A 25,234-nucleotide genomic window follows, 5' to 3' on the forward strand; every position below is an offset into this window, starting at 1 on the left:
GTGCGTTTGCCTGCGGCATCGCGGCCCGGTTGCTGGATGTCTCAGGCGCGCTGGCGCGAAAGCGCATCCAGCACGTCGTTCAAGCCGGTTTGCCAATCGCCGAGAGCATAGCCGAAGCTCCGTTGAAACCCGGCGTTGTCCAGCACCGACCAGGCAGGTCGTTGCGCTGGCGTGGGATAGTCGGAGGTATCGATGGCGGCCACGTGCGGGGCACGCGCGATCAGGCCACGTTCCACGGCGCCGGCGAAAATCGCGCCAGCGAAGCCATGCCAGCTGGTATGGCCACTGGCGACGAGATGGTGCGTGCCGACAAGGGCGCGACGTTGCCCGGTGTCCGCGGTTTGCCACGCATCCAGTGCGGCCAGTGTGCCGGCCATGATCAGCGCGGTGCTGGTAGGTGCGCCCAACTGATCGGCCACCACGCGCAGCTCGTCGCGCTCGGCGCCCACGCGCAACATGGTGCGCAGAAAATTGTGGCCGTGCGGCGCGTACACCCATGCAGTACGGAAGATGAAATGCGTTGCGCCACTGTCGCGCAGCGCCCGCTCGCCCGCCAGCTTGCTGCGGCCGTAGGCGCCGAGCGGAGCGGTGGGTGCATCGACAGGATAGGGTGCGGTGGCTGTGCCGTCGAACACGTAGTCGGTGGAGTAATGGATCACCAGTGTGCCGCGTGCGGCAGCCCACCGTCCAAGTACGCCGACTGCTTCGCCATTGACGCGGGTGGCCAGCGCTTCTTCCTGCTCGGCGCGATCCACGGCCGTGTAAGCGGCGGCGTTGACGATCACGTCGGGGCGCACGCGGTTGAGCAGGGCGGACAGACTGTCAGGCGCGGAAAGATCGGCGGTTTCGATAAGGAGGTTGTCGTAGCACCGACCGTCGCGACTGGCTGCGACCAGTTCACCGCGCGCGGCGAGGCCGCCGTCCTCGATGAGGCTGCGGCCGAGCTGGCCGTTGGCGCCGAGCAGCAGGGTCTTCATGCCATGTATGTCGGCAGTCGCTCGACGGCCACGTCGGCCAGCAGTGGTGCCTTGCTGTCCTTGTCGGACAGCAGTGGTTCGCTGATCGGCCAGTCGATGCCGATGGCCGCATCGTTCCAGCGGACGCCGGCGTCAGCCTTGGCGTCGTACTGCGCCGTGCACTGGTAGGCAAAGGTGGCGAACTCCGAAAGTACGCAGAAGCCGTGCGCGAAGCCCTCCGGTATCCAGAAGTGGCGGTGGTTCTCCGCAGTCAACATCGCGCCAACCCACTGGCCGAAGGTAGGCGAGCCGTGACGGATGTCCACTGCCACGTCGTACACCTCGCCTTCCAGCACGCTGACCAGCTTGCCTTGCGGGTTCGGCCACTGGTAGTGCAGGCCGCGCAACACGCCGCGAGCGGAGCGCGACACGTTGGATTGCACGAAGCGGCGATCGATGCCGGCTTCGCGGTACTTGGCCTCGTTGTAGCTCTCGTAGAAGAAGCCGCGGGCGTCGCCGAATACCTGCGGTTCGATCACTATGGCACCGGGCAGGCGCGTCTCGATTACCTTCATCGGGCCACGCCCTCCTTTGCGACTTGTTGCAGATACTGGCCGTAGCCGGTCTTGGCCAGGGGGGCGGCCAGCTCCAGCAGTTGTGCAGCGTCGATCCAGCCGTTGAGGTAGGCGATTTCCTCGGGGCAGCAGACCTTGAGGCCTTGGCGGTTCTCGATCGTCTCGATGTAGTTGCCGGCCTCCATCAGCGATTCGTGCGTGCCGGTATCCAGCCACGCGAAGCCTCGGCCGAGCTGCTCCAGATGCAGCGAGCCGTCGTCGAGGTAGCAGCGGTTGAGGTCGGTGATTTCCAGTTCGCCGCGCGGCGATGGTTTCAGCGATGCGGCATAGTCGCAGACGCGGGCGTCGTAGAAATACAGGCCGGTGACGGCGTAGTGCGACTTGGGCTTCGCAGGTTTTTCTTCCAGCCCGATTACCTTGCCGCTGGTGTCGAACTCGGCTACGCCGTAGCGCTCCGCATCCTTCACCCAGTAGCCGAATACGGTGGCCCCGTGCTCGCGGGTCGCGGCGCGCTTCAGGCGTTCGGTGAAGCCGTGCCCATAAAAGATGTTGTCGCCCAGCACCAGGCAGCTGGGCTGGCCGGCGATGAAGTCGCGGCCTATGGTAAATGCCTGCGCCAGTCCGTCAGGCGAAGGCTGTGCGGCATAGCGGATGTCCAGGCCCCACTGCGAACCATCGCCGAGCAGGCGCTGGAACATCGCCTGCTCGTGCGGGGTGTTGATCACCAGGATCTCGCGGATGCCGGCCAGCATCAGCGTGGCCAGCGGATAGTAGATCATCGGCTTGTCGTACACCGGCAGCAGCTGTTTGCTTACCGCGCGGGTGATCGGATGCAGGCGAGTGCCGGAACCACCGGCGAGGATGATGCCCTTGCGCGTGTTTTTCGTACTCATGCGCCCAGCCTCTCCATGCGATAGCTGCCGTCCAGCACGCGTTGCACCCATGGCTGGTTTGCGAGGTACCAGTCCACCGTGGTGGCGATGCCGCTTTCGAAAGTCTCCGAAGGTCTCCAGCCCAGCTCGCGCTGCAGCTTGGAGGAGTCGATGGCATAGCGGCGGTCGTGGCCGGGGCGGTCCTTCACGTAGGTGATCAACGACTCGCGGGTGCGGCCGTCCGCCAGGGGGCGGTGCTGGTCGAGCAGGGCGCAGATCGTCTTCACCACCGTGATGTTGGTGCGTTCGGCGTTGCCGCCCACGTTGTAGGTCTCGCCGAGGCGGCCGGCTTCCAGCACACGCCGGATAGCGCTGCAGTGGTCGCCGACGAACAGCCAGTCGCGGATGTTGAGGCCGTCGCCGTATACCGGCAGCGGCTCGCCGGCCAAGGCCTTGGCGGTCACCAGCGGGATGAGCTTCTCGGGAAACTGGTACGGCCCGTAGTTGTTCGAGCAATTGGTCGTGAGCGTGGGCAGGCCGTAAGTGTGGTGGAAGGCGCGCACCAGATGGTCCGAGGCAGCCTTCGATGCGGAGTAGGGCGAATTCGGCGCGTACGGCGTGGTTTCGGTGAACATGCCGGTTTCGCCCAGCGAGCCGTACACCTCGTCGGTGGAGACGTGCAGGAAGCGGAAGTTTTCGCGTGCAGCGCCTTCCAGGCCGCGCCAGCAGTCGCGGGCGCATTCCAGCAGGCCCAGTGTGCCCACCACGTTGGTCTGGACGAATTCGGCGGGGCCGTCGATGGAGCGGTCCACGTGGGATTCGGCGGCAAAGTTCACGATGGCGTCGGGCTTGTGTTCGGCAAGCAGCTTTGCCACCAGGGCACGGTCGCCGATGTCGCCTTGCACGAACAAGTGGCGCCCGTTGCCCTCAAGCGCTTTCAGGGTGTCCAAGTTGCCGGCGTACGTGAGCTTGTCCAGGTTGACGATGCGTAGACCATCGGTCACCGCTTGCAGTACGAAGTTCGCGCCAATGAAGCCGGCGCCGCCAGTGACGAGGAGGGTTTGCATGAGTGCGGTGATCCACGTGGCGACAAAGCCTCATTTTTGCATGCTCTCCCTGCGACTCATATACGCCGGCGTGCGGTACTCGAGCCGAATGCCGGGCTTGGTTAAGGCAAATGTCAGTCACGCAGGTACAATGCACGATCCTTTCACGCGGCAGCCGGTTACAGGCAGTTGTCGCTCAGCACGGTTGCTTGTCATGTCCAAGAAGACGCCTGTCGCCAGCCACGGACTCGGAACGCGCGCGATCCACGCGGGCCAGCATCCCGATCCCTCGACCGGCGCGATCATGACGCCGATCTACGCAACCTCCACCTACGTGCAGGAGAGTCCCGGCAAGCACAAAGGGTACGAGTATTCGCGCACGCAAAATCCTACGCGCATGGCTTATGAGCGTTGCGTTGCGGACCTGGAAGGTGGCGTAGCCGGTTTCGCGTTTGCCTCGGGCCTGGCGGCAGCGGCCACCACGCTGGATCTGCTGGATTCCGGCAGTCACGTGATCGCGATGGACGACCTATATGGCGGCAGCTATCGCTTGTTCGAGCGGGTGCGTCGGCGTTCGGCGGGACTGGATTTCAGTTTCGTCGATCTGAACGACATGTCTGCGTTGAAAGCGGCGTTGAAGCCGAACACGCGGATGATCTGGGCGGAGACTCCTACCAACCCGATGCTGAAGCTGGTCGACCTGGCCAAGGTCGCGGCTTTCGCGAAGAAGCATGGTTTGATTCTGGTGGTCGACAACACGTTCTGTTCGCCGATGGTGCAGCGTCCGCTGGAATACGGCGCAGACCTGGTGCTGCACTCGGCCACCAAGTACCTGAATGGCCATTCCGACATGGTGGGTGGCATCGTGGTGGCCAACAACAGGGAACTGGCTGAGCAGATGGGTTTCCTGCAGAACTCGGTGGGTGCGGTCGCTGGCCCGTTCGATGCCTTCCTGGCCATGCGCGGTCTGAAGACGCTGCACCTGCGCATGCAGGCACATTGTGCGAGCGCGTTGGAGCTGGCCGGTTGGCTGGAGAAGCATCCTGCGGTGGAGCGGGTGATCTACCCGGGCCTGAAGAGCCACCCGCAACGGTCGCTGGCGAAGCGTCAGATGCAGGGCTTCGGCGGCATCGTCACCATCGAGGTAAAGGGTGGCCTGAAAAAGGCGCGCCGCATGCTGGAGCGCTGCGAGCTGTTCGCACTGGCCGAGTCGCTCGGCGGCGTGGAAAGCCTGATCGAGCATCCGGCCATCATGACCCATGCCTCGGTGCCGCCGGCCAACCGCAAGCGGCTGGGTATCAGTGACGGGCTGGTGCGACTCAGCGTCGGCGTGGAGGATATTCGCGATCTGCGCGAAGAATTGACGGCGGCGCTTGCTTGACCGCGGGCGTCCCAAACAAGGGAATGAGGTTACCGAATTGAATCTTCCCGCTGCTGCCGTGTCAGGCCGATCCGCATCCGGGCCATTCAATGCACTCGTTGCTCACCGGTCGCTGACGTTGGAGTTGGCCAAGCGCGATGTGCTGGGTCGTTACCGTGGTGCCAGTTTTGGTTTGCTGTGGTCGTTGATTAGCCCGTTCCTGATGCTGATGGTCTATTCGTTCGCTTTCGGCTTCGTGATGAAGTCGCGCTGGCCGCAAACGGATAGCGGCCATGCCCACTATTCGATCATCCTGTTCATCGGCCTGATCGTGCACGGTTTCTTCGCAGAATGCCTCAACCGATCGCCGCACTTGATTACTGGCAACGCCAATTTCGTCAAGCGGGTGATTTTCCCGCTGGAAATTCTGCCGTGGCCGATGGTTATGTCGGCGCTCTTTCATACTTTCATGAATTTTCTGGTGTTCCTGGTGCTGCACTTGGTGCTTGACCATACGATGGCGTGGACAACCGTCCTGCTCCCGGTGGTGATGTTGCCGCTGGTATTGCTGACCTTGGGCGTGTCCTGGTTGCTGGCAGCTCTGGGGGTTTATCTGCGCGACATCAGCCAGATTACCGGTGTGCTGGCGACCGCCATGCTGTTTCTGTCCACGGCGATGTTTCCGATCACGGCGCTGCCGCCGCAATACCGCTGGTTGCTATTCATGAATCCGTTGAGTTTCATCATCGACCAGGCGCGCGAAGTGGCGTTGTGGGGACACTATCCCGACTGGATCGGATTGGGCATTTACACGTTGTGCGCCTTGGTCGTGCTTTATCTGGGGTACTCGGTATTTCGTCTTACCCGACGGGGGTTCGCCGATGTCATCTGAAGCTGCCATTCACGTCGAGCGGCTCAGCAAATCATTTCCCGTCTACGACAAGCCGATGCATCGGCTTTATCAGATGTTTTCTCCGCGCTCGGCCAAGCAACGTTGGTACCGTGAGTTCCGCGCGTTGAAGGACATCGATCTCACGATCGGCAAGGGAGAGACCCTGGGTATCGTCGGGCGCAACGGCTCGGGCAAATCCACCTTGCTGCAGATCATCTGCGGCACGTTGGAGCCGTCCGCCGGCAAAGTGCAGGTCAGTGGACGCATTGCCGCCTTACTGGAACTGGGGGCCGGATTCAATCCCGAATTCACCGGGCGCGAGAACGTGTTGCTGTATGGCACCGTGCTTGGACTTACGCGGCAGCAGGTTGAGCAGCGTTTCGACGAGATCGCCGCATTCGCGGATATCGGCGAGTTCATGGATCAGCCGGTCAAGTGCTATTCGAGCGGCATGTATGTGCGCCTGGCGTTTGCCGTGGCGATCAACGTGACGCCGGACATCCTGGTGGTTGATGAAGCTTTGTCGGTGGGCGACGAGGCGTTCCAGCGCAAGTGCTTCGCACGCATCAACCGCATCCGAGACGAGGGTGCAACCGTATTGTTCGTTTCCCATTCGGCAGGCATCGTCACACAGTTGTGCGACCGCGCGGTGTTGCTGGATCGGGGTGAGTTGCTTTCGAGCGGTTCACCCAAGTTCGTGGTGTCGCGATACCACAAGATGCTGTACGTGCCAGCGGATCGTGCCGATGCCGTACGCGAAGCGATCCGCGCCGAACGCGAGGATGTGCAGCAGCCCGTCGAGATGCCGGAGATGTCCGAGGCCGATCGCGAGGATGTCCGTCTGGTGGCTTCGGTGGCGATCGAGGGAAGCTCGCCGGTTGGCGGGGAAGGGGCAGACGCGCGGGGCTGGTTCGATGAAGGACTCGTGCCGAAAAGCACAATGCGCTATGACACGCGTGGTGCTCGGATTGCCGTGCCGCACATCGAGACGCCGCAAGGACGCAAGGTCAACGTGTTGCATGCCGGTGACGACTACGTTTACGTGTACCACGTGGAGTTTTCGGAGTCGGCGGCCTCGGTGCGGTGCGGGATGCTGATCAAGACCTTGACCGGATTGGAGCTGGGCGGTGGTGTTACCAGCCTGCTCGAGGATTCAGTCCCGCTGGTGGAGCACGGGCAGACCATCGAGGCGCGCTTTCGTTTCCGATGTCTGTTGGAATCGGGTACCTACTTTCTCAACGCGGGTGTGCTGGCGCGGATCGGAGAGGAGGAGACGTACGTCGATCGCCTGATCGATGCAGCGATGTTCCGCGTGATGCCGCAGCCGGAGCGTCTTGCCACCGGCTTCGTCGATTTCTGCGTGACGGCGGAGGCTGCGGTGATGGATTTCTGCAAGGTGCAGGTATGACCAAGGAGCAACGCGGGCCTCGACAGGCTCTGCTGGTCATCGGCATGCATCGCAGTGGCACCTCTGCGCTGACGCGGCTGATCAACCTGCATGGGATAACGCTGGGCTCCGATTTGCTAGAGGCCGCCTTCGACAACGAGGCCGGCTTCTGGGAGAACCGTAAGGTGGTGGAGTTCCATGAGCGCGTGTTGGTTGTGCTCGACTCCAGTTGGGACGATCCGCGTGAGTTGCATGCGGACTGGCTTGAACAGGTGCGGGCGGCGGGCTTGATGGATGAGTTGGCGGCGATCATCGTATCCGAGTTTGGGGACATGCCGATCTGGGCGGTGAAGGATCCTCGTCTCTGTCGCCTGCTGCCTATGTGGCTGGAGACGCTGGCACGACTGGATATCGAGCCGAAGCTGATCTTCGCTATGCGTCATCCAGGTGAAGTGGCTGGCTCGTTGATTCGGCGCAACGACTTGTCTGCCGCCACTGCTACCTTGATTTGGTTGCGACATCTCGTTGAGCCGGTGAAGGCATCGAGGTACGCCACTCGCTGCATTACCGACTACAACGCCGTGTTGGGCGACTGGCGCGCCTGCATGGTCCGGATCGCGGACGACCTTGGTCTGGTCTGGCCGGTGTCTTCAGCTCGCTGTGCGGATGAGGCAGATGCCTGTTTGCGACACGACCTGCGGCATCAGAATTCGACGACGACAGAAGCACTGCTCCCGGAAGTCTGGCGCGATTCCATTCTGAATGGATATGCGAGTGGCTTGGCCGTGATGGAACAGCGAGGTAGCTGGGCCGATTTCGAGGCGAGCCTGGATGCATTGATGGTGCGCTTCGAGTTCGCGCGGCCGTTGATGGCTGAGCTGCAGCCCAGATCCAATCTGGATCGGCTGGCCAAAGCCGAGCAAGGTGTGAAGGCCTACCGCGCTGAAGCGGAGCGTCTGCTCAGTGAAAGCGGTGCAGCTCGCAAGGAAGTGGCGCGCGTCAAGCAGGAACTGGTCGATGCCCGTGGCGAGCTCGCCAAGCGCAATGCTCGCATTCGCGTGCTGGAGCAGGTGCGCGACGAACTGGATCTGATCAAGGCCAGCCGTTCCTGGCGCTGGACACGCTTCCTACGCTTCGCTTTGCGTGTATTGCGTGGCGGTGGCCGCCTGGGCGATGCCGACCGTGATCAGCTGCGGCGGCAGTTGAAACGCGCGCGAGGCTTCCAGTCGAAGGTGGCGCCAAATGAGTCTTCAGTCTTCGCCGGACTGCCGGTGCAACCTACCGCATGGCTGGCGACACCGTCGAACGATCGCCGCGATGTGTTTGTATGGGCCGTGATTGACTGGCACTTCCGCATTCAGCGACCGCAGCACCTGTCGCGTGAGTTGGCTCATGCGGGCCATCGTGTGTTCTACGTCTCCAACGACTTCATCGATCACGACGAACCTGGCTTTGCGGTCGAGCCGCTCGATGACGAGGGAAGGCTGTTCCGCATCCGGCTGCATCTGAAAGGTTGTCCGGCGATTTACCACGCGGTACCCACGCCCGTCGTGCAGCAACAGCTGTGTGCTGGCGTTGGTCAGTTGCTGTCGTGGACACGGAGCCGTGCGTGTCTTTCGCTAGTGCAACACCCATACTGGCTGGAGGCGGCTCGCATCCTGCCGAACGAGCGGCTTGCCTACGATTGCATGGACCATCACGGCGGCTTCGCCGACAACAGTCCAGAGGTGCTGGAGCGTGAGAACGAGCTGATGCGCAAGGCCGACCTGCTGGTGGTCACTTCGGACTGGTTGTACGAGGAAGCAGGCAAGTACAACCCGCATTGCCTGACGATACGTAATGCTTGCCAGTACGACCATTTCGCCATCCGGCCCAACCAGGTATTCCGCGACAAACAGGGACGCAAGGTGATCGGCTATTACGGCGCGATCGCCGAATGGTTCGATCTCGACTTGTTGGAGAAGGTGGCGCAGCGCCACGCCGATTGTCTGGTGCTGCTGATCGGCGCCGACACCACTGGCGCGCAGCAGCGGCTGCGGCATCTGGCCAACGTTGAGTTCACCGGCGAGGTGCCTTATGCGGAGCTACCGTACTATCTGCACGGCTTCGACGTATGCCTGCTGCCGTTCCAGGTGATACCGCTGACTCTCGCCACCAACCCTGTGAAGGTCTACGAGTACTTGAGTGCGGGCAAGGAAGTGGTGTCGATCGCGCTGCCAGAGATCCGCCAGTTCGGCGATCTGGTGCGTACGGGCGACGGTCATGCCGCGTTTCTTGTTGCTGTGGACGAAGCCTTGCGGGTTATACCCGATCCAGACAGGATCGCACGGCGCCAACGCTTTGCCGCCGAACAGACTTGGGCGCATCGCGTGCATGACCTCATTCAGGGTGTCGATGCGCTGCCCGAGTCCCGGGTCAGTGTTGTCGTTGTCACTTACAACAACCTTGACCTTACCAAGGTCTGTCTGCGCAGCCTGGAGCAATACAGCGACTACACCAATCTTGAGATAGTTGTGGTCGACAACGCCTCCAGCGACGGCACGCCCGACTATCTCACGGCATGGGCCGCCGCTGGCAGAGATCGGCGCCTGATCCTCAACCCAGACAACCGCGGTTTCGCCGCTGCGAACAACCAGGGCCTGTCGACGGCAGATGGCGATTACCTGGTACTGCTCAATAACGATACGCACGTGACGCCCGGCTGGATTGCCACGCTAGTTTCGCACCTGCGTCGCACGGAGGGGCTCGGCATGGTCGGTCCGGTGACCAACAACATCGGCAACGAAGCGCGCGTCGAGATCAGCTACGACAACATGGAAAGCATGCTGCATGCTGCGGCAGATTACACCGCGCGCCACGCGGGGCAACTGACACCGTTGCGCACCGCTGCGTTCTTCTGCGTGATGATGCCTCGTCGCGTGTATGAAGCTGTGGGTGAATTGGACGAGGCCTTTGGCATCGGCATGTTCGAGGACGATGACTACTGTCGCCGCGTGCAGCATGCGGGCTGGAGCATCGCTTGCGCCGATGACGTGTTCATCCACCACCACCTCTCGGCTTCGTTCAGCCAGATCAAGCAGGAGAAGCGGCAGGCTATGTTCGAACAGAACAAGGCGATCTATGAAGCCAAGTGGGGGCCGTGGGAGCCGCACAAATATCGGCAAACCTAGGTCCGTCGCAGTGCTTCATGGGCGCGGTTGCATGGCATATGGCTGGATTCTGATGCCTGACCCTTCGGGTTGGGATGTTCTGGGGAGTGACCAATGATCGGTCTGGTGGGGAAGCGGGCAACCCGATGGCGTGAGATGCCATCGCTCCTGCTCTGGGTTGGCTGCGCGCTGACCGTTGTTGGCATTGCAGTCAATGGCATGTGGAGTAGCGTGCCGTGGGCACCGGCGACGTTACTGGTCAAGCTGGGGCTCGCAGTTACCCTGGCGGCATGGGTGATGAAGCGCCCGACGGGTTTGTCGATGGCTACGTCCGCCGGTCTCATCTGGCTGTTGGCGCTTATCTACTTCGCGGGCCTCGCTTCTTTCGCTGCCGTGGCTCTGCTTGCGCTGGCGAGCGTGGCTCTTGGCAGCTTGCTCATTCCAGCGGATTGGGCGGCGCGAGGCACGTTGTCGATCCTGGCGGGGCTGGCGCTGATTGTCGGGGTGGCGGGCTGGCTTTTGCCTTTTCCGGTGCATAGGCGCGCGGCTTACTTCGTCGTGCTGATTGCAATGGTCCTTGTGCGTTGGCGGGTTGTCGGCGAGGTACTGAGGCCGATCCCGCAAGCATGGCGTGCGGCGGTCGCCTCGGCTCCTGCAGGCATGTGGCTGGCGGTCACAGCCATGGGCATCGCCACGATCTGCGCGTGGATGCCCACCGTGCATTTCGACGACTTGGCCGGACATCTGGCACTGCCTTCGCAGTTGGTCAGCCTTGGCTACTACAAGATGGACGCGGCTTCCCAGGTATGGGCGGTAACTGCCTGGGCGTCGGATGTGTTGCAGGGCGTGGCTTGGCTGGTAGCCGGGCAGGAATCACGCGCCATCCTTGACGCATTCTGGCTGCTCACTGGTTTGGTTCTCATCTGGCACCTGTGTGAGGCTCTCGACTTGCCACCATGGCTGCGTTGCCTTGCCGTGGCCCTGTATGCCAGCTTGCCTCTGACCGCAGGCGCCGTGACGGGCATGCAGACGGAAGGACCAACCGCAGCATTGACAGCCGGTATTGCCCTGCTGATCCAACGCTCGCCGGGGCCCGGTCGTCGCCAACTGCTGGCGTTCTCTTTGTTGTTTGGCCTGCTCCTGGCCCTGAAGGTCAGCAACTTGATGGTTGCAGGACCGCTGGGCTTGTGGTTGCTTTGTCGCTGGCGCACACGCTTGCCTTGGCGATTCCTGCCAGTGGCATTGCTACTTTTGTTGCTGGTCGCAGGATCTAGTTACACCTATGGCTGGATAACGACTGGAAACCCGGTATTGCCGGTTTTCAATGGCATATTCCATTCGCCCTATTACGCGCCCATAAATTTCCATGACGGTCATTGGGACTCGGGTTTTCATTGGGACATTGTTTGGAACCTGGTATTTCACACCTCGCGTTATATTGAGGGCGGCGACGGTACGGCCGGTTTCACCCTTGTTGCATTAGGTGGCAGCTTGCTCGTGGCCCTGTTAGATCGTCGAGCCAGACCACTTGCTTTGGTGGCCCTTGGATCCTTTCTGCTGCCGTTGACTCAACTCCAATATCTGCGCTATGCGCATCAGGCGCTGGTGTTGATGATCCCTGCCATGCTTTGTGGCCTGCCGGCGCTTGCTCATGAATCACGTAGCCTGCCGTGGATCGCTGGTGTGTTGGTTGCACTCGTCGTGACCAACGTGGCTTTCATTTCGGCCGGGGCTTGGCAGCTCATGGGGGGCGAGCTCGGGCAGTTCCTGAAGGAACCTCGGCAGGACTTCATGGAGAGTTATGCCCCGGTTGATCGCTTGATCGACGTCGTCAACCAACGTTACGGACCACATGCACGTGTGCTGATTGCCGCCGCCAATGCACCATATGCCGCAGGTTTTGCGGGTAAGGCGTATGTAATCGATTGGTACGACGGTGAACTGAATGCCAAGGCACAACAGGCGGACAAGGATTCCTCTGGGAGTGCGTGGGCACGCTTGCTCGATGAAACCGGAGCAAACTTGCTGGTGCTGCAATCGGGCCACGTATCGACAGCCCTTGTTTCCGAATTGGTGGCAGCTCGAGGTGAACTGGTACTCCAGTCGGGCGATCTGCAGCTATGGGAAGTAAGGCGCGCCATATCCGGCAGCCTCCTGCCAAGTCCCTCCGGCACCATAAATCTGAACTTCGATGTTGCCGCCATGCCGACACAGGCAGTGCTTGCGAAGGCCAGAGTGGTTCTTGGCTGCACGCATAGCGGTGAACCGGTGGCCTTGTCCTGGACTATTGCCAGGGAGGGCGCCGAACCGTGGTCGTATTCCGAATGGGTGAATTGCCTGCCGGACCGTACTGCACATGCAACGCTGGACGTCGCAATTCCGCAGACCGTTGCCGCCTTTAAGTTGATTGCCCAACCTGCCAAGGCGCCGGACATGAAACTGTCCCTGATCTCCGCTGACTTGGACGCACGCCGCGATCTCGGGCGGCAGCGCGATCTTGCGCTTCGAATGCGGGAAAAGCTTCGGTCCGTCCTGGCCGCCTGGGTCGATCCCTGGACAGGAAAGGGCGTCATGCATGCCGGATTGCCGGTGCGGCGCGAGCCTGCGCAAGGGGTGGCTGTCGATTTCGGGACGTCCGCGGCTCCATCTGTCGCTGGCATCGTCCATGCCACGCTGGAATTGGGCTGCCATTATTCACCGACTCCGATAACGGTAGGCTGGAAGATGGCAGTGCAAGGCGACGCGCCGGACTCACAATATGCATGGATGTATTGCGGCCGGGACGGGGTGGCGCGTGCGTCGTTCGATGCCAGGGCCCGGCATCGCGTGACATCACTGGAAGTAAGCGCGGTGACTTCCGAGGACGAGGGCACAGGGTTGCGATTGTTGAACGCTCAATCGGGGTACGCCAAGGCGTCGGGTCTGCGAGGCAGCATCAACCGCAGGCGCATCAAGCTGGCAAAATGGCTGAACCGGGCTCCTGAAGTAACGCGGATTGATCCATGAGCATCGCGCGCCAAGGAATCAGTTTCCTTCTTGTGGGCGTTTGTCTGGTTGTTGCCGACTGGGCGGTGTTCGTGATGCTGACGGCTCTAGGCGTTGCGCCACCGGAAGCCAATGTTGCGGGGCGTGTCGCAGGTGCCTTGCTGGGGTTCTGGGCAAATGGAAGGATCACGTTCGGAGCAGACAGGTCTTCCAAGCTTGGGCACAGGCATTTTGCCAAGTTCGCCACTTCGTGGCTGGTGGTGACTTTTCTAAGCACATATCTGGTGACAATCGTGGCCGATTATCTGGGCCTGAAGATGGCATGGCTGGCTAAGCCCATTGTCGAAGGAATGCTGGCCATGTTGACGTTCTTCATTTCACGCTATTGGGTGTATCGATGAGCACAAGTGCTGCCACGTCGAACCAGCGCATCGCCGTCGTGATTCCATGCTATCGGGTGGCGGCGCACGTGCTCGGCGTGATTGAAAGGATCGGTCCCGAGGTGGGCTGGATCATTGCCGTGGACGACGCTTGCCCCGAGCGCAGCGGCGACGTGATCGAGCAGCAATGCAGCGATCCGCGTGTAAGGGTGTTGCGGCACGCCGAGAACCAGGGCGTAGGTGGTGCGGTTATGACCGGTTATTTAGCTGCAATCGACTTGCCAGCAGATGCCGTCGTGAAGCTGGACGGCGATGGCCAGATGGCCCCAGAGCTGATCGCCCGGCTTGCGGCGCCGTTGCTTGCGGGGAGAGCGGACTATGTCAAAGGGAATCGCTTTCACCGAGTGGCCGACGTGGCCGGCATGCCGGCGATACGTCTGGTCGGGAATGCGGTGCTTTCGTTCCTGACCAAGCTTTCTTCGGGGTACTGGCAACTCTTCGACCCCACCAACGGTTTCACGGCAATCCACCGGCGCGTGCTGGCCGAACTGGACGTGACGCGGATCGCCAAGCGTTATTTTTTTGAATCGGACATGCTGTACAACCTGAACCAACTGCGGGCCGTGGTGGTGGACATGCCCATGCAGGCCAGCTATGGCGATGAATCCTCCAGTCTGCGGCCATTGCACATGATTGGTCCTTTCATGCGCGGCAACCTAAGAAATTTTTTCCGGAGACTGTTGTACAGCTATTTCCTCAGGGGATTCTCGGCAGCCTCCCTGGAGTTGGCGTTGGGGTTTCCCATGTTTGTATTTGGCGTGCTGTTTGGTGTCTGGCATTGGTGGGCTTCTGTTGCCGGTCGTGCACCAGCCACTGCGGGTACCGTCATGCTGGCGGCGCTCCCGCTCATTATTGGAACGCAGTTTTTGTTGTCCTGGCTGAACTTCGATATTGCGTCGGAACCGAAATATGTAATCCATTTTGATCTCGATGGAAGAGATGGATCAGAATAATCGGTGCGATCGCATGACAGTGTCGCAATGCGATGATGGATGGTGGAGACTTTTCCATGTTTGAATTTCAGGAATCCCAGTGCACTGACGAGGCGCTGGAGCGTTATGCCGCGCTTTTCAGCTTATGCTTCCCGGGCGCGAATCATCTTACGCCTGCCTATCTTCGATGGCTGTACCGTGACAATCCCTGTGGTCGCGTCGTTGGCATGGATGCGTTGGCGGATGGCACTCTTGCTGCGCATTACGTCTGCGTTCCCACCGCGATCAATTTGCAGGGTGTTGAGATGAAGGCGCTTTTGTCGCTCAATACAGCGACTCATCCAAGTTACCAAGGCAGGGGCTTGTTCACGAAATTGGCGGAGCTGACCTATGATCTTGGTCGGCGCATGGGCTTTTCGTCGGTGTATGGTGTGGCGAATGCAAACAGTACGCCTGGGTTTCTCCGTAAGCTTGGCTTCCAGCATGTCGCGAGCCTTGATGCCAGGATTGGTCTGGGGCGCCCGGCAAACATCGATTGGGACAGGGTCGAGAAGGACGCCGAGTTTTCCAGAAAATGGAGTCCTGACCAGCTGCGGTGGCGCATGCGCAATCCAGCCAACCCGCTTGGACTTTCGAGGCTCGGTGCAGAAGGCTCTGCTTTTTATGCCAAGACGGACAGGCGCGGGGTGATAGTTTGGGGCGAGGTTTCGCAGGTGCTGGATGGGATAGCGGAGACGCGGCCCAATGTATTTTTACCGAGGCTGTCCCTTGGGCTTTATCCTCATGGGGCGGCCACTCGAAGGTTTAGTGTTGATATACCGGGCTGGGCCCGTCCTTCGCCATTGAATTTCATTTATCGCTCCCTCCGCGATGACCATCGAATCAATCCGCATGCGGTAAATTTCAGCTTCATGGATTTCGATGCGTATTGAATCACCTGCCGTGGCCAACGGTCTGTTTGTCTTCGCGCACCCGGATGACGAATTCGGGTGTTTTGAATCGATTCGTATTGAAGTTGAGAGCGGCCGGCGTGTTAGCTGTTTCTACCTGACCGACGGTGGGTACGGCGGGCAGCCGGTGGCGCGGCGCAAGGGGGAGAGCATCCGAGTCCTATCATCCCTCGGAATCGACGCTGAGGACGTCCACTTTCTGGGCGTTGAGCTTGGAATCAAGGATGGGGTGCTGCACGAAAACATGGAGCGCGTGGCCGGTGAACTGTCATCGGTCGTTCGTCGATTGGGGCCTATTGAGAGTCTTTATGTCCCGGCGTGGGAAGGTGGCCACCAGGATCACGATACTGCACACGTCATTGCGCTGGCCGTGTGCGGCTGGTTGAATTTGCCCGCCTGCGTGTGGCAGTTTTCGCTTTACCATGGTGCAGGGCTGCGTGGCTCGTTCTTTCACGTCATGAAGCCGCTTCCGGACAATGGCACCTGTGTCACGCAGCGAATTCCGGTGGAGCGTCGGCTCAGGTATTTGAAATTGTGTCTTTCCTATCCGTCCCAGTGGAAGACCTGGCTTGGTCTTTTCCCTTTTGTTTTTTTTAGGCTGCTCTTTGGCGGTGGCTATTCAATCCAGCGCGCGCATCTGCAGCGTCTTCTGCAACGGCCGCACGCGGGGCCGCTTTTGTACGAACGTCGCTGCGCAATTGATTATGATTGCCTTGGCAAAAAGTTTCGCGCTTTTTTGAATAATACTGATTCAGTAGACAGGTCGGTTTTGTCTATGGATTGAATCACGATTCAAGACGGTTATTGATGGTTGTTTGGCCGGGCGAATTGGTATAATTGCACATATGAAACATATACTCTGCATCGTCGGCACGCGACCCGAAGGCATCAAGATGGCGCCGCTGATCAAGGCGCTGAAGCGTGAGCCGTGGGCGCGGGTGACGGTGCTGGCCACGGCGCAGCATCGCGATCTGCTGGATCAAGTGCTTGCACTGTTCGACATCGTGCCGGATGTGGATCTGGACATCATGCGACCGAACCAGGCGCTGCCCGAACTCACGGCGCGGCTGGTCATGGCGCTGGACGAGAAGTTCGGCGAGTTGGCACCAGACGTGGTGCTGGCGCAGGGCGACACCACGACGGTGATGACGGCGGCGCTGGTGGCGTTCTATCGCCGCATCCCGTTCGGGCACGTGGAAGCAGGATTGCGAACCCACGACCTGGACAATCCGTTCCCGGAGGAGATGAACCGGTTGGTGGCCGGACACCTGGCGCGCTGGCACTTCGTGCCAACCCAGCGGTCGCGGCAGAACCTGTTGCGCGAGGGCATCTCCGACGCAGCAATACATGTGACCGGCAACACGGTGATCGACGCGCTGCTGGAAGTTGCGGCGACTGAGTGGCCGCTGGACATTCCACTGGATGCTAGCAAACGGCTGGTGCTGGTCACCGCGCACAGGCGCGAGAACTTCGGCGAGCCCTTCCGTGCTGTATGCCGCGCGATTCGGCAGCTAGTGGATCTTTATCCGGACATCGAAGTGGTCTATCCGGTACATCCGAATCCGAACGTGCGTGCTACGGCGCACGAGCTGCTCGGCAATCATTCGCGTATCCGTCTCTGCCAGCCGCTCGACTATGCGCCGTTCGTGGAGATACAAAAGCGTGCGTACCTGATCCTTACCGACTCCGGCGGTGTGCAGGAGGAGGCGCCGGCGCTGGGCAAGCCGGTGTTGGTGCTGCGCACGGAAACCGAGCGTCCGGAAGCGGTGGACGAAGGTGTAGTGCGACTAGTCGGCACCGACGAGGCATGCATCGTGGCGGAGGCTTCGCAACTGCTTGAGAACGAGGCGGCTTATCGCGCGATGGCGCGTGGAGTTTCGCCCTACGGCGACGGCCACGCGGCGTGTCGCATCGTCGATGTGTTGCGTGATGCCTTGTGTGCGGGCGCCGGCGGCGCCTGACGACTCCCCGGGTGTGGAACCTTCACGCGAGCACTTGAGGTCTGCTCTCCTGTAAGCTCGCTGAAACGATTCGGCGCGGGGGCGCAGATGACATTACGGTGGCGAGGGGCTCGCGCAGCGCGGGCGTGGAGGATTGTTGCCGTCACGGCACCGATCGTTGTCATGGCGTTGGCAAGCGTGGCACTGGTGTGGTGGCTGGATCTTGCGCTGCGTTGGACCTTCGAACCCGCGTTGCTCTGGCGCAACGCTCTGCCGGTTTTCCTGGTCATGTTGCTGATCTACGGCCTGAGCGGCCGTGCGCTGATGGCACTCTTGCTGGGCGGCGGCATCGCGCGTCTCGTGTTCGAGGTGAATGCGATCAAGGAGCTCAATTTGGACGAGCCCCTGCTGCCTGGCGATCTGGTGCTTTGGCATCAGGTGCTGCACAACATGGGTTTCTTCGCGCATTACACCGGTCACCGTCTCGTGCTGTTGTTGCTGGCGCTGTTGGCGGCCATGGCAGTGTTGTGGGCGATCTGGCGATTGGAGGGACGTTGGCGGCGGCCGCACTGGGTGGCTCGTGCGTCGTGGATGGTGCTGTCGCTGCTGCTCCTCGGCACCTTGTACCGTGGCATCGGTCCCTGGCGCGAGGCATATGCGGACGAGGCATTGCCCGATTTTCAGCTCTGGGATCCGATCGACAGCGTGCAGCATGTCGGTTTCATGGCCGGTCTGGTGCGGATGTCGCAGGAGGCGGACACGACGATACCGAAGGCTGACGAGTCGCTCGTGCGCGATTTCGCCGCACGTCACGTTGCGGACCTGAAGGCACGCATGACGCGCCAGCCGCCTGCCGATTTGCCGGACATCGTGGTGGTGCAGAGCGAGGCGTTCTTCGATCCCGGTGTCCTGAAGGACATCGACTACGGCGTGTTCGTGCCCAATTTCGAGCGGCTGGCGGCCACGGGTATTACCGGCAGCCTGACCACTCCCACCTACGGCGGAGGGACCATCCGTACCGAGTTCGAGACTTTGACCGGTTACCCGATGCAGGCGTTTCCGTCCGTCGTGTATCCATATTACGGGCTGGTAGGCGGATGGATGCCGGCGGTGCCGCGAAGGTTGGCGGCTCTCGGCTATTCGACCACGCTGTACCACCCGTTTAGTGGCAGTTTCTGGAATCGTCGGCAGACGATGCCCGAATTGGGGTTCCAGCATGCCTATTATCGACAGGCCTTCGCTGGCGCCGAGCGCGCCGGAGAGTACATCTCTGATCGGGCCTTGTTCGATTACGTGCTGGCCCATCTCGACGACGGCGGCTCCGGACCGCACTACGCGATGGCAATCACGATGGAGAACCACGGTCCGTGGGATTTCGACGTGGGCATGCTGGCCAACGTGCTGGGCCGGCGCCCGCTGCCCAAGGGCCTGTCGGCGGCAGGCACCGAGGAGATGGTTTACTACCTCTCCCATCTGGTCAACGGTGATGACGCGCTCGGTGATTTCGCGAAGCGCTTGCTCGCGCGACCACGTTGGACCGTGCTGATGTTCTATGGCGATCACCTGCCCGCACTTCCGAGCGCGTTTGCGGATTTGCACTTTGACGATGACGGCTTGGAAGTCCAGGAGCACACCCGTTACATGCTGGTGTCGAATCGGCCACTGGCGCCGCGCAAGCTGGATCTCAGTTCGTACGATCTGCCGGCCCTGCTGTTCGATACGATAGGGCTGCCCGAGGACGGCTACCTTGCGTTCGATTCGGTTGCCAGGCAGGCCTGGGCGCAGGATCGCTACCAGAATGGTGCCAAGTATGGGCAGGTGCTGTTCAATGCAGCACAGCTGGAGGTGAGCTGCCGGCGCAAGTTGGATGTTGCGGGAGAGTGCGGTAATACCTCACCCCGAGATCAGCCACAACCCGATGCCGCGGGGAAAGAATGATTCTTGCGATACGGACGACGGGCGGGACTGCCATCACCGCCTGTCAGGGGATGGGCTCCTGACTGCTCGGGTGGCGACGTTGTGTATGGCGGCCGCGTGGCGATATTGCGCGCTATGCCAAGCGTAATCGGGCGGGCGCCGTTGCTGAGCCGATCGCTGCCGCCGACGGTCCAAGTGTGGGAGATGATGGCGAATGCGATGTAGCTTGCGGAGCCCGCTGGACGAAGATGTGCGCGGGCAATGGACTTGTGCTGTACGTCGGCCGGGTTGGCGTGTTGCAGCTCGCCGCCAGCACGGGTGTTCGTCTACGGGAGACATTGATCCATCGCAACAGTGACACGCCCGTCCGATTCGGATAGGCGTGGCACAATGCGTGGCTTTCGAGCACGTTCGACAAACGAATGAGCGCATCAATGAATCTATTACGGACCTATCCGGGTGCATCGGGAAATGCGGGTATGAACAACCTTGCCGGTGCACCTCAAGCTGCCGTTGGTGGCTGAGGGATGCATGCTGCTGCGTGCGATCGGAACTCCCTTGTGCCCGTCTGTTAGGTGTCGATGATGCGCATCCTGCTGATTGCCTACGACTACCCGCCACTCGCGTCGCCGCAGGCGATCCGCTGGCATTACCTCACGCGCGAACTGGTCGCATTGGGCGTCGACGTACATGTACTCGCACCTCAGCTGCCAGTTTCCTGCACCGCGCTGGCAGTGCCGCCGGGCGTGACAGTTCATCGCTGTGCCGCGGGTGGCCTTGCCGGTTTGCTTGAGCGTCGCCGCAGGCGTTCGTCGAGCGCGGTCGCGAGGCCTTTGACGCCCGCTAATGCGGAAGTCGTTGCACCGTCGACTCCGTCGCTGAACTGGAAAGGACGTCTATACCAGCGGCTGGATGTGTTGATCGGCCTGTGGTGTTATCCCGACAGCCGCGGGCAATGGCGCAAGCCGGCGCGAGCAGCTCTGTCGTCGCTCATGGCGCAGCTCCGACCGGACATTGTGATCAGTTCGCACGAGCCGGCAGTGAGTCTCGAACTCGGCATCGATGCGGCCAACAGCACTGCCGCCTGGCTTGCGGATCTGGGCGACCCGGTTCTGGCACCCTACACACCTAGGCGTTGGCGTCGGCGCGCAGGCCGACTGGAGGCGCAGGTTTGCGTCAAGGCCGCAGCGGTCAGCGTAACGACGGCGCAGACGCGTGAATTGCTGATCGCACGTCACGGCATCGACCCCGACAAGGTATCCGTGCTGACTCAGGGTTTTGACGAACGTGCTGCGCGCGGCGCCTGGAATCCAGATCCCGACAGTTTTGCGCGCGACGGCGAATGGCACCTGCTTTACACGGGGCGGTTCTATCCGTTTCGCAGCCCGCTGGCGTTGCTGGAAGCAGTACTGGCGCAGCCGCGCGTGCGGCTGACAGTGGCGGCGCCCGAAGTGGCGCCGGAATGCCTTGCTCTGGCAGATCGCAGCGGTGGCCGCATCGTCTTTCTTGGCGAGCAGCCGCACGCGCGGGTACTCGAACTGCAGCAGCAATGCGACGTGCTGGTGAATATCGGCAATGCGCTGGCCGCACAGACGCCGGGCAAGCTGTTCGAATACCTCGGCAGCGGCAAGCCGATACTGCACTGCCATTCGGTCGACGACGACCCGGCCAATGCGTTGATTCGCAGCTGGGGACGCGGCTGGGTGTGCCGCAACGACCGTGCCAGCCTGCAGGCGTTCCTGGGGACACTTGTTGAATCACCGGAGCAACGGTGCGCGGAGCTGTCGCGTGACGATAGCGGCATTGCGGAGTATGGATGGTCAGTGTTGGCACGCCGGCTGCTGCAGCGCTGTGAGCAGGTGGTCAAGGAGAAGGTGCGATGACGAGCGGGCTGCAATTTGTTCCAGAACGAGTTCGGCAGCACCTGATCCACGCTTTTGCGTGGGTCGCGGCCTGTGCAGCGTTGTTCAATGCGTGCCTGTTCGTGTGGCTTACAGCCAACCCTGTACTGCGTTCCGATGAGTGGTATTCGCTGGACATCTTCGTGCGCAAGGCAGTTGCAGGCCAGCTTGGTGCCATCGATTTCTTCACCAGACGCTATGCCGCCGATCACGCGCAACCATTGAACAAACTGGTAATGCTGATCGAATGGCGCTGGTTTGGCCTTGATTCCTCCGTGGGTGCGGTGATCGGCGTCATGGCCGCTACCGCGTGCGCGGTGATCCTGCATCGGGTCGTGCTGCCGACGCAACAACGCGAGCAGCGGGGTGTTGCGCGCCGCTGTCTGGCCTGGGCCGTCATCTGCGCACTGTTGTTTTCACTCAACGCCAGCGTCATCTGGACATGGCCGCTGGCGACCCTCGGCTACCTTGCCGTCTTGCCGATACTATTGTTCCTGCTGGCAACGTGGCAGGCGTGGCAACATCGGCGATATCTGACGGTGGCGCTGGCGACCCTGCTACTTGGTGTGGTCGCGGATGACAGCGCCGTGATCACCGTGGTTGCCACGCTGGTGGCCCTGCTTCTGTTCGCGTTCCGTGAGCCGACGTCGTCGCGTGCTGCCCTGTGGAAGACGACGCTGGTGATTCTTGCCTGCATGGTTCTCGTGCGGATCGGTTACTCCTTGGTTCCCTTGCTGGACAACAGCATGCCCAACCCGTCGTTGTCCGCTCGCCTGACCGCGTTGTACGGGCAATTGCGAGCTGGCGGGGCGTGGCAATGGCTTACCACCCCGCTGGCATTGTCGGTGGCGCACGACAACCCCTTCCACGGCTTGTCGACGACGGGGTGGAACAAGCTGCAGATGGTCGTAGCCGTGGGCCTGCTCGCCGCGCATGCGGTGTTCTGGCGGCGCGCTCTGCTTGGCGGATACAGCAAGCTGACGTTTATCGCAGTGTGCCTGATGCTGCTTTCATATGGCTGGCTGGCGGCCATTCTTGTTGTTCGCGTGTCGTATTTCGGCAGCGATTATCTTGCCCAGGATCGTTATGTCGAGTTCTACCAATTCAACCTGATCGCGCTGCTGCTGATGTGGGCGGATACGTCGCCGCTTGCCGATCGTGGTGCATCGTGGCGCAACTGGCTCACGGGGCATCTTCCCGCAACGGCCTGCGGACTGTTGCTGTTGCTGCAGATTCCATTGGCGCAGGCTGCCTGGCAGCAGCGGCGCTACGTCCTTCCCTATTACGGCCAGATGGCGACCCAGATCGAGCAGATGTCGGCGGACCCGGCCCGTACGGAGGGCTGCCTGCCGCTGCTGGTGGTTTGTCAGTGGCCGCTCGAGCGCCGGCGCGCTGCGCTGGAGCTATTGCGCGACCAGCGCCTGAACGTGTTCTCGTCGCGCGTGCAGGCCCAGCATCGGTTCCTGCCACGCTGGCCAGTCAATGCCGAAGGACGCGCGCAATGATGGAATGGGCGCGTCGTAGGACTGCGAAACAATCTGGTCGGTGTGCAGTCCGTACTGCTTGGCGAAGTGCTGAATCGTGGTTTCGCGGCCCGGGTCCGGGATGCCCCTATCGGGCCAGCGAACTGCCAGGGTCGTTCGATGCAAAAAATGGCATCTGCGCTCTGTAGCTATCTGCAAACGAACCAGAGGCAGCTCGAATCGCACCGTGAGCTATCCCGAACTGCAGGTCTACACCCCGGAACCGTGGACGGGATAGGACATGTCGTTCTTGCGTCTATTTTTGTTCACTGTGTGGAGACCGCAAAAGGAATAGCAGGCAGATGAATCCCGCCAGTGCAATCAAGGGTGTGAGCAAACGCAACGCAATGGCGACAGCTTCTGCATCGGAGGCGGAAGCTCCAAGCCAGAGCATGATGCCGCGGCTGCCGAGTTCCGACACGCCCAGGCCGGCGGGCGTCATGCTGGCGACCACGGCCAGCATGACACCGCCCAGCAGCAGGCAGACCTCGCTGAAATCTATGTGCACGTTGATGGCGGCTACGGCGAGCCACCAGAGGCCGGCGTAGAGCAGCCAGATGATCACTGTCAGCAGGCTGGCACGAACGATCCGCTCGCGATGTCGCAATACTTCCACGTACGGCTGCAGCCGCTGGGGCAGGTGGTGCAGATAAACGGCCAGTATGCTGAGCAGTAGCCCCGCCAGCAGCGGCAGAAACAGTGCCAACGGAGCCAGCCACGCGAACCCGAAGTGCCAGGCTCCGCCGCTCAGGCCCATGCCGACTACGCCGCCGAAATCGAGTACCCGTTCGACGAAGAATGCGGAAACGCCCAGCCGCCATGCGCCCGCGTGATGGTCCGGAATCAGGCGGATTTTGATGACCTCACCCAGTTGGAACGGAGTGAGCGAGGCGAGCCCCGAAGCGGCGCCGTTCGCGCACAGCGAATGCCAGAAACGGCGACGATCGGGTTCTACCCCCAGCACGAATAGCCAACGCAGGCCGCGCACCGAGAAGATCGCGAGCAGCAGGGGCACGGCGCCTGCCAGCAGCAGACCTAAGCGCAGGCGCCCAAGTGCGCGTGCCACCATGTGCCAATCGAACAACCGGATGGTTGCCACTATGCAGATCGCTGCGATCAGCAGCACCAGCAGATGGCGCCAGCGGCGGCGGATCAGCGCACGCATGGTTGGTCGGTGCGGTGGTTGGCGGGGCACGGCAATGCCCACCGGCGATCAGCGGTGGCGGCCGTCGAGGGGTGGTGAGCGGCGTACATGTGTCTCAGGCTTGCTCCAGCACGCGCTGCGCGACCTGCATGACGTGTTCCTGTTGGCTTTCTAGTCCGATCCATAGCGGAAGGCGCACCAGGCCATCGCTGGCGACATCGGTGTGCGCCAATGCTCCGGACATGCGCCCGTGGCGCTGGCCGGCGGGCGAGCTGTGCAACGGGATGTAATGGAACACTGTGCCGATGCCGGCAGCCTTCATCGCCTCGATGAAATGCGTGCGTGCTTCCAGTCCATGCAGCAGCAGGAAATACATGTGCGCGTTGTGCGTGCATTCCGAGGGGACGACCGGTCGGCGCAGCAGGGCGGCCGCTTCCAGCGGAGCCGCCCAGGCATGGTAACGGTTCCAGATCGCCAATCGCCGGCTGGTGATGTGGTCGGCTTCCTCCAACTGGGCGGCCAGGAATGCCGCGATCAGCTCGCTGGGCAGGTAGGACGAGCCGAGGTCGACCCAGGTGTATTTGTCGACTTGGCCGCGGAAGAATCGGCTGCGATTGGTACCTTTTTCGCGAATGACCTCCGCGCGTTCGACCAAGGCCGGGTCGTTGATCAGCAACGCGCCGCCTTCGCCCGAGATCACGTTCTTGGTCTCGTGAAAGCTCAGCGCGGCCAAGTCACCGATGCTGCCGAGTGGGCGGCCCTTGTACAGCGAAAGTATGGCCTGTGCGGCGTCCTCGACCACGCGCAAGCCGTGGCGCGTCGCGATCGCCATGATGGTGTCCATCTCGCAGGCGACGCCGGCGTAATGCACCACGCAGATGGCGCGTGTGCGTGGGGTGATCGCCTGTTCGATCAGCATCTCGTCGATATTCAACGTATCGGGCCGGATGTCCACGAACACCGGCACGGCACCCCGCAGCACGAAGGCATTCGCTGTCGAGACAAAGGTGAACGAAGGCATGATCACTTCGTCGCCCGGCCGCAGGTCGAGCAGGATGGCGGCCATCTCCAGGGCCGCCGTACAGGAATGGGTGAGCAGCGCTTTGCGCGTTCCAGTGCGCCGTTCCAGCCAGGAGTGACAGGCGCGCGTGAACGAGCCATCCCCGGACAGCTGCCCCATGGCGTGCGCCTGGGCGATGTTGTCGAGCTCGCGGCCGACCAGATAGGGGCGGTTGAATGGAATGATCATACGAACGTTCGGCGCG

Annotated in this window: 19 protein-coding genes; 13 read left to right on the plus strand and 6 right to left on the minus strand. The window is 61.5% G+C overall.

Annotation, left to right across the window (positions count from 1 at the left end; genetic code table 11):
• Positions 1-41: 41 nt before the first annotated feature.
• The 4 genes from rfbD to rfbB are packed head-to-tail and all read right to left on the minus strand — an operon-like array spanning position 42 to position 3,470.
• Positions 42-977: a dTDP-4-dehydrorhamnose reductase gene (gene rfbD / locus IHE49_RS12345; RefSeq protein ID WP_192158308.1), complete on the minus strand. Its 936-nt coding sequence runs from the start codon at positions 975-977 to the stop codon at positions 42-44.
• Positions 974-1,531 (minus strand): dTDP-4-dehydrorhamnose 3,5-epimerase, encoded by a 558-nt coding sequence (rfbC, locus tag IHE49_RS12350; protein WP_192158310.1) that lies wholly within the window; start codon positions 1,529-1,531, stop codon positions 974-976. The genes rfbD and rfbC overlap by 4 nt, the downstream gene beginning before the upstream one ends.
• Positions 1,528-2,424, minus strand: coding sequence for a glucose-1-phosphate thymidylyltransferase RfbA (gene rfbA, locus IHE49_RS12355; protein ID WP_192158312.1), 897 nt, complete (start codon positions 2,422-2,424; stop codon positions 1,528-1,530). Before rfbA ends, rfbC begins: the two co-directional genes overlap by 4 nt.
• Positions 2,421-3,470: a dTDP-glucose 4,6-dehydratase gene (gene rfbB, locus IHE49_RS12360; protein WP_192158314.1), complete on the minus strand. Its 1,050-nt coding sequence runs from the start codon at positions 3,468-3,470 to the stop codon at positions 2,421-2,423. The genes rfbA and rfbB overlap by 4 nt, the downstream gene beginning before the upstream one ends.
• A 193-nt stretch (positions 3,471-3,663) precedes the next feature.
• Between rfbB and IHE49_RS12365 the strand changes: the two genes are divergently transcribed.
• The 13 genes from IHE49_RS12365 (at position 3,664) to IHE49_RS12425 (ending at position 22,807) form a co-directional block, all read left to right on the plus strand.
• Positions 3,664-4,830, plus strand: a complete 1,167-nt coding sequence (locus IHE49_RS12365) for a PLP-dependent aspartate aminotransferase family protein (RefSeq protein ID WP_192158316.1) — start codon at positions 3,664-3,666, stop codon at positions 4,828-4,830.
• Between the two features lie 37 nt (positions 4,831-4,867).
• The gene (locus IHE49_RS12370; protein ID WP_192158318.1) at positions 4,868-5,701 is read left to right on the plus strand and encodes an ABC transporter permease; all 834 of its coding nucleotides are present in this window, start codon (positions 4,868-4,870) and stop codon (positions 5,699-5,701) included.
• Entirely contained in the window at positions 5,691-7,109 is a 1,419-nt protein-coding gene (locus IHE49_RS12375; protein WP_192158320.1) for an ABC transporter ATP-binding protein, read from the plus strand. Before IHE49_RS12370 ends, IHE49_RS12375 begins: the two co-directional genes overlap by 11 nt.
• On the plus strand, positions 7,106-10,258 hold the full coding sequence (locus IHE49_RS12380) for a glycosyltransferase (protein ID WP_192158322.1): 3,153 nt from the start codon (positions 7,106-7,108) through the stop codon (positions 10,256-10,258). Before IHE49_RS12375 ends, IHE49_RS12380 begins: the two co-directional genes overlap by 4 nt.
• Positions 10,259-10,351: 93 nt before the next feature.
• Entirely contained in the window at positions 10,352-13,243 is a 2,892-nt protein-coding gene (locus IHE49_RS12385; RefSeq protein ID WP_192158324.1) for a hypothetical protein, read from the plus strand.
• Positions 13,240-13,623 carry a GtrA family protein gene (locus IHE49_RS12390; protein WP_192158326.1) on the plus strand — a complete coding sequence of 128 codons (384 nt, stop codon included), beginning with the start codon at positions 13,240-13,242 and terminating at the stop codon, positions 13,621-13,623. The genes IHE49_RS12385 and IHE49_RS12390 overlap by 4 nt, the downstream gene beginning before the upstream one ends.
• Positions 13,620-14,615, plus strand: a complete 996-nt coding sequence (locus IHE49_RS12395) for a glycosyltransferase family 2 protein (protein ID WP_192158328.1) — start codon at positions 13,620-13,622, stop codon at positions 14,613-14,615. The genes IHE49_RS12390 and IHE49_RS12395 overlap by 4 nt, the downstream gene beginning before the upstream one ends.
• 56 nt (positions 14,616-14,671) lie before the next feature.
• The gene (locus IHE49_RS12400) at positions 14,672-15,526 is read left to right on the plus strand and encodes a GNAT family N-acetyltransferase (protein ID WP_192158330.1); all 855 of its coding nucleotides are present in this window, start codon (positions 14,672-14,674) and stop codon (positions 15,524-15,526) included.
• On the plus strand, positions 15,516-16,328 hold the full coding sequence (locus IHE49_RS12405) for a PIG-L family deacetylase (RefSeq protein WP_192158332.1): 813 nt from the start codon (positions 15,516-15,518) through the stop codon (positions 16,326-16,328). The genes IHE49_RS12400 and IHE49_RS12405 overlap by 11 nt, the downstream gene beginning before the upstream one ends.
• 61 nt (positions 16,329-16,389) lie before the next feature.
• On the plus strand, positions 16,390-17,505 hold the full coding sequence (gene wecB, locus IHE49_RS12410) for a UDP-N-acetylglucosamine 2-epimerase (non-hydrolyzing) (RefSeq protein WP_192158334.1): 1,116 nt from the start codon (positions 16,390-16,392) through the stop codon (positions 17,503-17,505).
• Between the two features lie 177 nt (positions 17,506-17,682).
• Positions 17,683-19,422, plus strand: coding sequence for an LTA synthase family protein (locus IHE49_RS12415; protein ID WP_192158336.1), 1,740 nt, complete (start codon positions 17,683-17,685; stop codon positions 19,420-19,422).
• A gap of 563 nt (positions 19,423-19,985) precedes the next feature.
• Complete coding sequence (locus IHE49_RS12420; protein WP_192158338.1) at positions 19,986-21,284, plus strand: glycosyltransferase; 1,299 nt, start codon at positions 19,986-19,988, stop codon at positions 21,282-21,284.
• The gene (locus IHE49_RS12425; RefSeq protein ID WP_192158340.1) at positions 21,281-22,807 is read left to right on the plus strand and encodes a hypothetical protein; all 1,527 of its coding nucleotides are present in this window, start codon (positions 21,281-21,283) and stop codon (positions 22,805-22,807) included. The genes IHE49_RS12420 and IHE49_RS12425 overlap by 4 nt, the downstream gene beginning before the upstream one ends.
• Positions 22,808-23,081: 274 nt before the next feature.
• Here the strand turns inward: IHE49_RS12425 and IHE49_RS12430 are convergent, their stop codons facing one another.
• Positions 23,082-23,990, minus strand: a complete 909-nt coding sequence (locus tag IHE49_RS12430; RefSeq protein ID WP_192158342.1) for a lysylphosphatidylglycerol synthase transmembrane domain-containing protein — start codon at positions 23,988-23,990, stop codon at positions 23,082-23,084.
• A 94-nt stretch (positions 23,991-24,084) separates the two neighbouring features.
• Positions 24,085-25,215 carry a dTDP-4-amino-4,6-dideoxygalactose transaminase gene (rffA, locus tag IHE49_RS12435; protein WP_343227579.1) on the minus strand — a complete coding sequence of 377 codons (1,131 nt, stop codon included), beginning with the start codon at positions 25,213-25,215 and terminating at the stop codon, positions 24,085-24,087.
• Between the last annotated feature and the right edge of the window lie 19 nt (positions 25,216-25,234).

This window comes from Rhodanobacter sp. 7MK24 (genome assembly GCF_014842995.1).
In the GTDB taxonomy this organism is placed as follows: Bacteria; Pseudomonadota; Gammaproteobacteria; order Xanthomonadales; family Rhodanobacteraceae; genus Rhodanobacter_A.

Bases quoted from the DNA above. Each gene is read 5' to 3' on its own strand.
- rfbD (WP_192158308.1), bottom strand. From the start codon at position 977: ATGAAGACCCTGCTGCTCGGCGCCAACGGCCAGCTCGGCCGCAGCCTC.
- rfbC (WP_192158310.1), bottom strand. From the start codon at position 1,531: ATGAAGGTAATCGAGACGCGCCTGCCCGGTGCCATAGTGATCGAACCG.
- rfbA (WP_192158312.1), bottom strand. From the start codon at position 2,424: ATGAGTACGAAAAACACGCGCAAGGGCATCATCCTCGCCGGTGGTTCC.
- rfbB (WP_192158314.1), bottom strand. From the start codon at position 3,470: ATGCAAACCCTCCTCGTCACTGGCGGCGCCGGCTTCATTGGCGCGAAC.
- IHE49_RS12365 (WP_192158316.1), top strand. From the start codon at position 3,664: ATGTCCAAGAAGACGCCTGTCGCCAGCCACGGACTCGGAACGCGCGCG.
- IHE49_RS12375 (WP_192158320.1), top strand. From the start codon at position 5,691: ATGTCATCTGAAGCTGCCATTCACGTCGAGCGGCTCAGCAAATCATTT.
- IHE49_RS12380 (WP_192158322.1), top strand. From the start codon at position 7,106: ATGACCAAGGAGCAACGCGGGCCTCGACAGGCTCTGCTGGTCATCGGC.
- IHE49_RS12385 (WP_192158324.1), top strand. From the start codon at position 10,352: ATGATCGGTCTGGTGGGGAAGCGGGCAACCCGATGGCGTGAGATGCCA.
- IHE49_RS12390 (WP_192158326.1), top strand. From the start codon at position 13,240: ATGAGCATCGCGCGCCAAGGAATCAGTTTCCTTCTTGTGGGCGTTTGT.
- IHE49_RS12395 (WP_192158328.1), top strand. From the start codon at position 13,620: ATGAGCACAAGTGCTGCCACGTCGAACCAGCGCATCGCCGTCGTGATT.
- IHE49_RS12400 (WP_192158330.1), top strand. From the start codon at position 14,672: ATGTTTGAATTTCAGGAATCCCAGTGCACTGACGAGGCGCTGGAGCGT.
- IHE49_RS12405 (WP_192158332.1), top strand. From the start codon at position 15,516: ATGCGTATTGAATCACCTGCCGTGGCCAACGGTCTGTTTGTCTTCGCG.
- wecB (WP_192158334.1), top strand. From the start codon at position 16,390: ATGAAACATATACTCTGCATCGTCGGCACGCGACCCGAAGGCATCAAG.
- IHE49_RS12420 (WP_192158338.1), top strand. From the start codon at position 19,986: ATGCGCATCCTGCTGATTGCCTACGACTACCCGCCACTCGCGTCGCCG.
- IHE49_RS12425 (WP_192158340.1), top strand. From the start codon at position 21,281: ATGACGAGCGGGCTGCAATTTGTTCCAGAACGAGTTCGGCAGCACCTG.
- IHE49_RS12430 (WP_192158342.1), bottom strand. From the start codon at position 23,990: ATGCGTGCGCTGATCCGCCGCCGCTGGCGCCATCTGCTGGTGCTGCTG.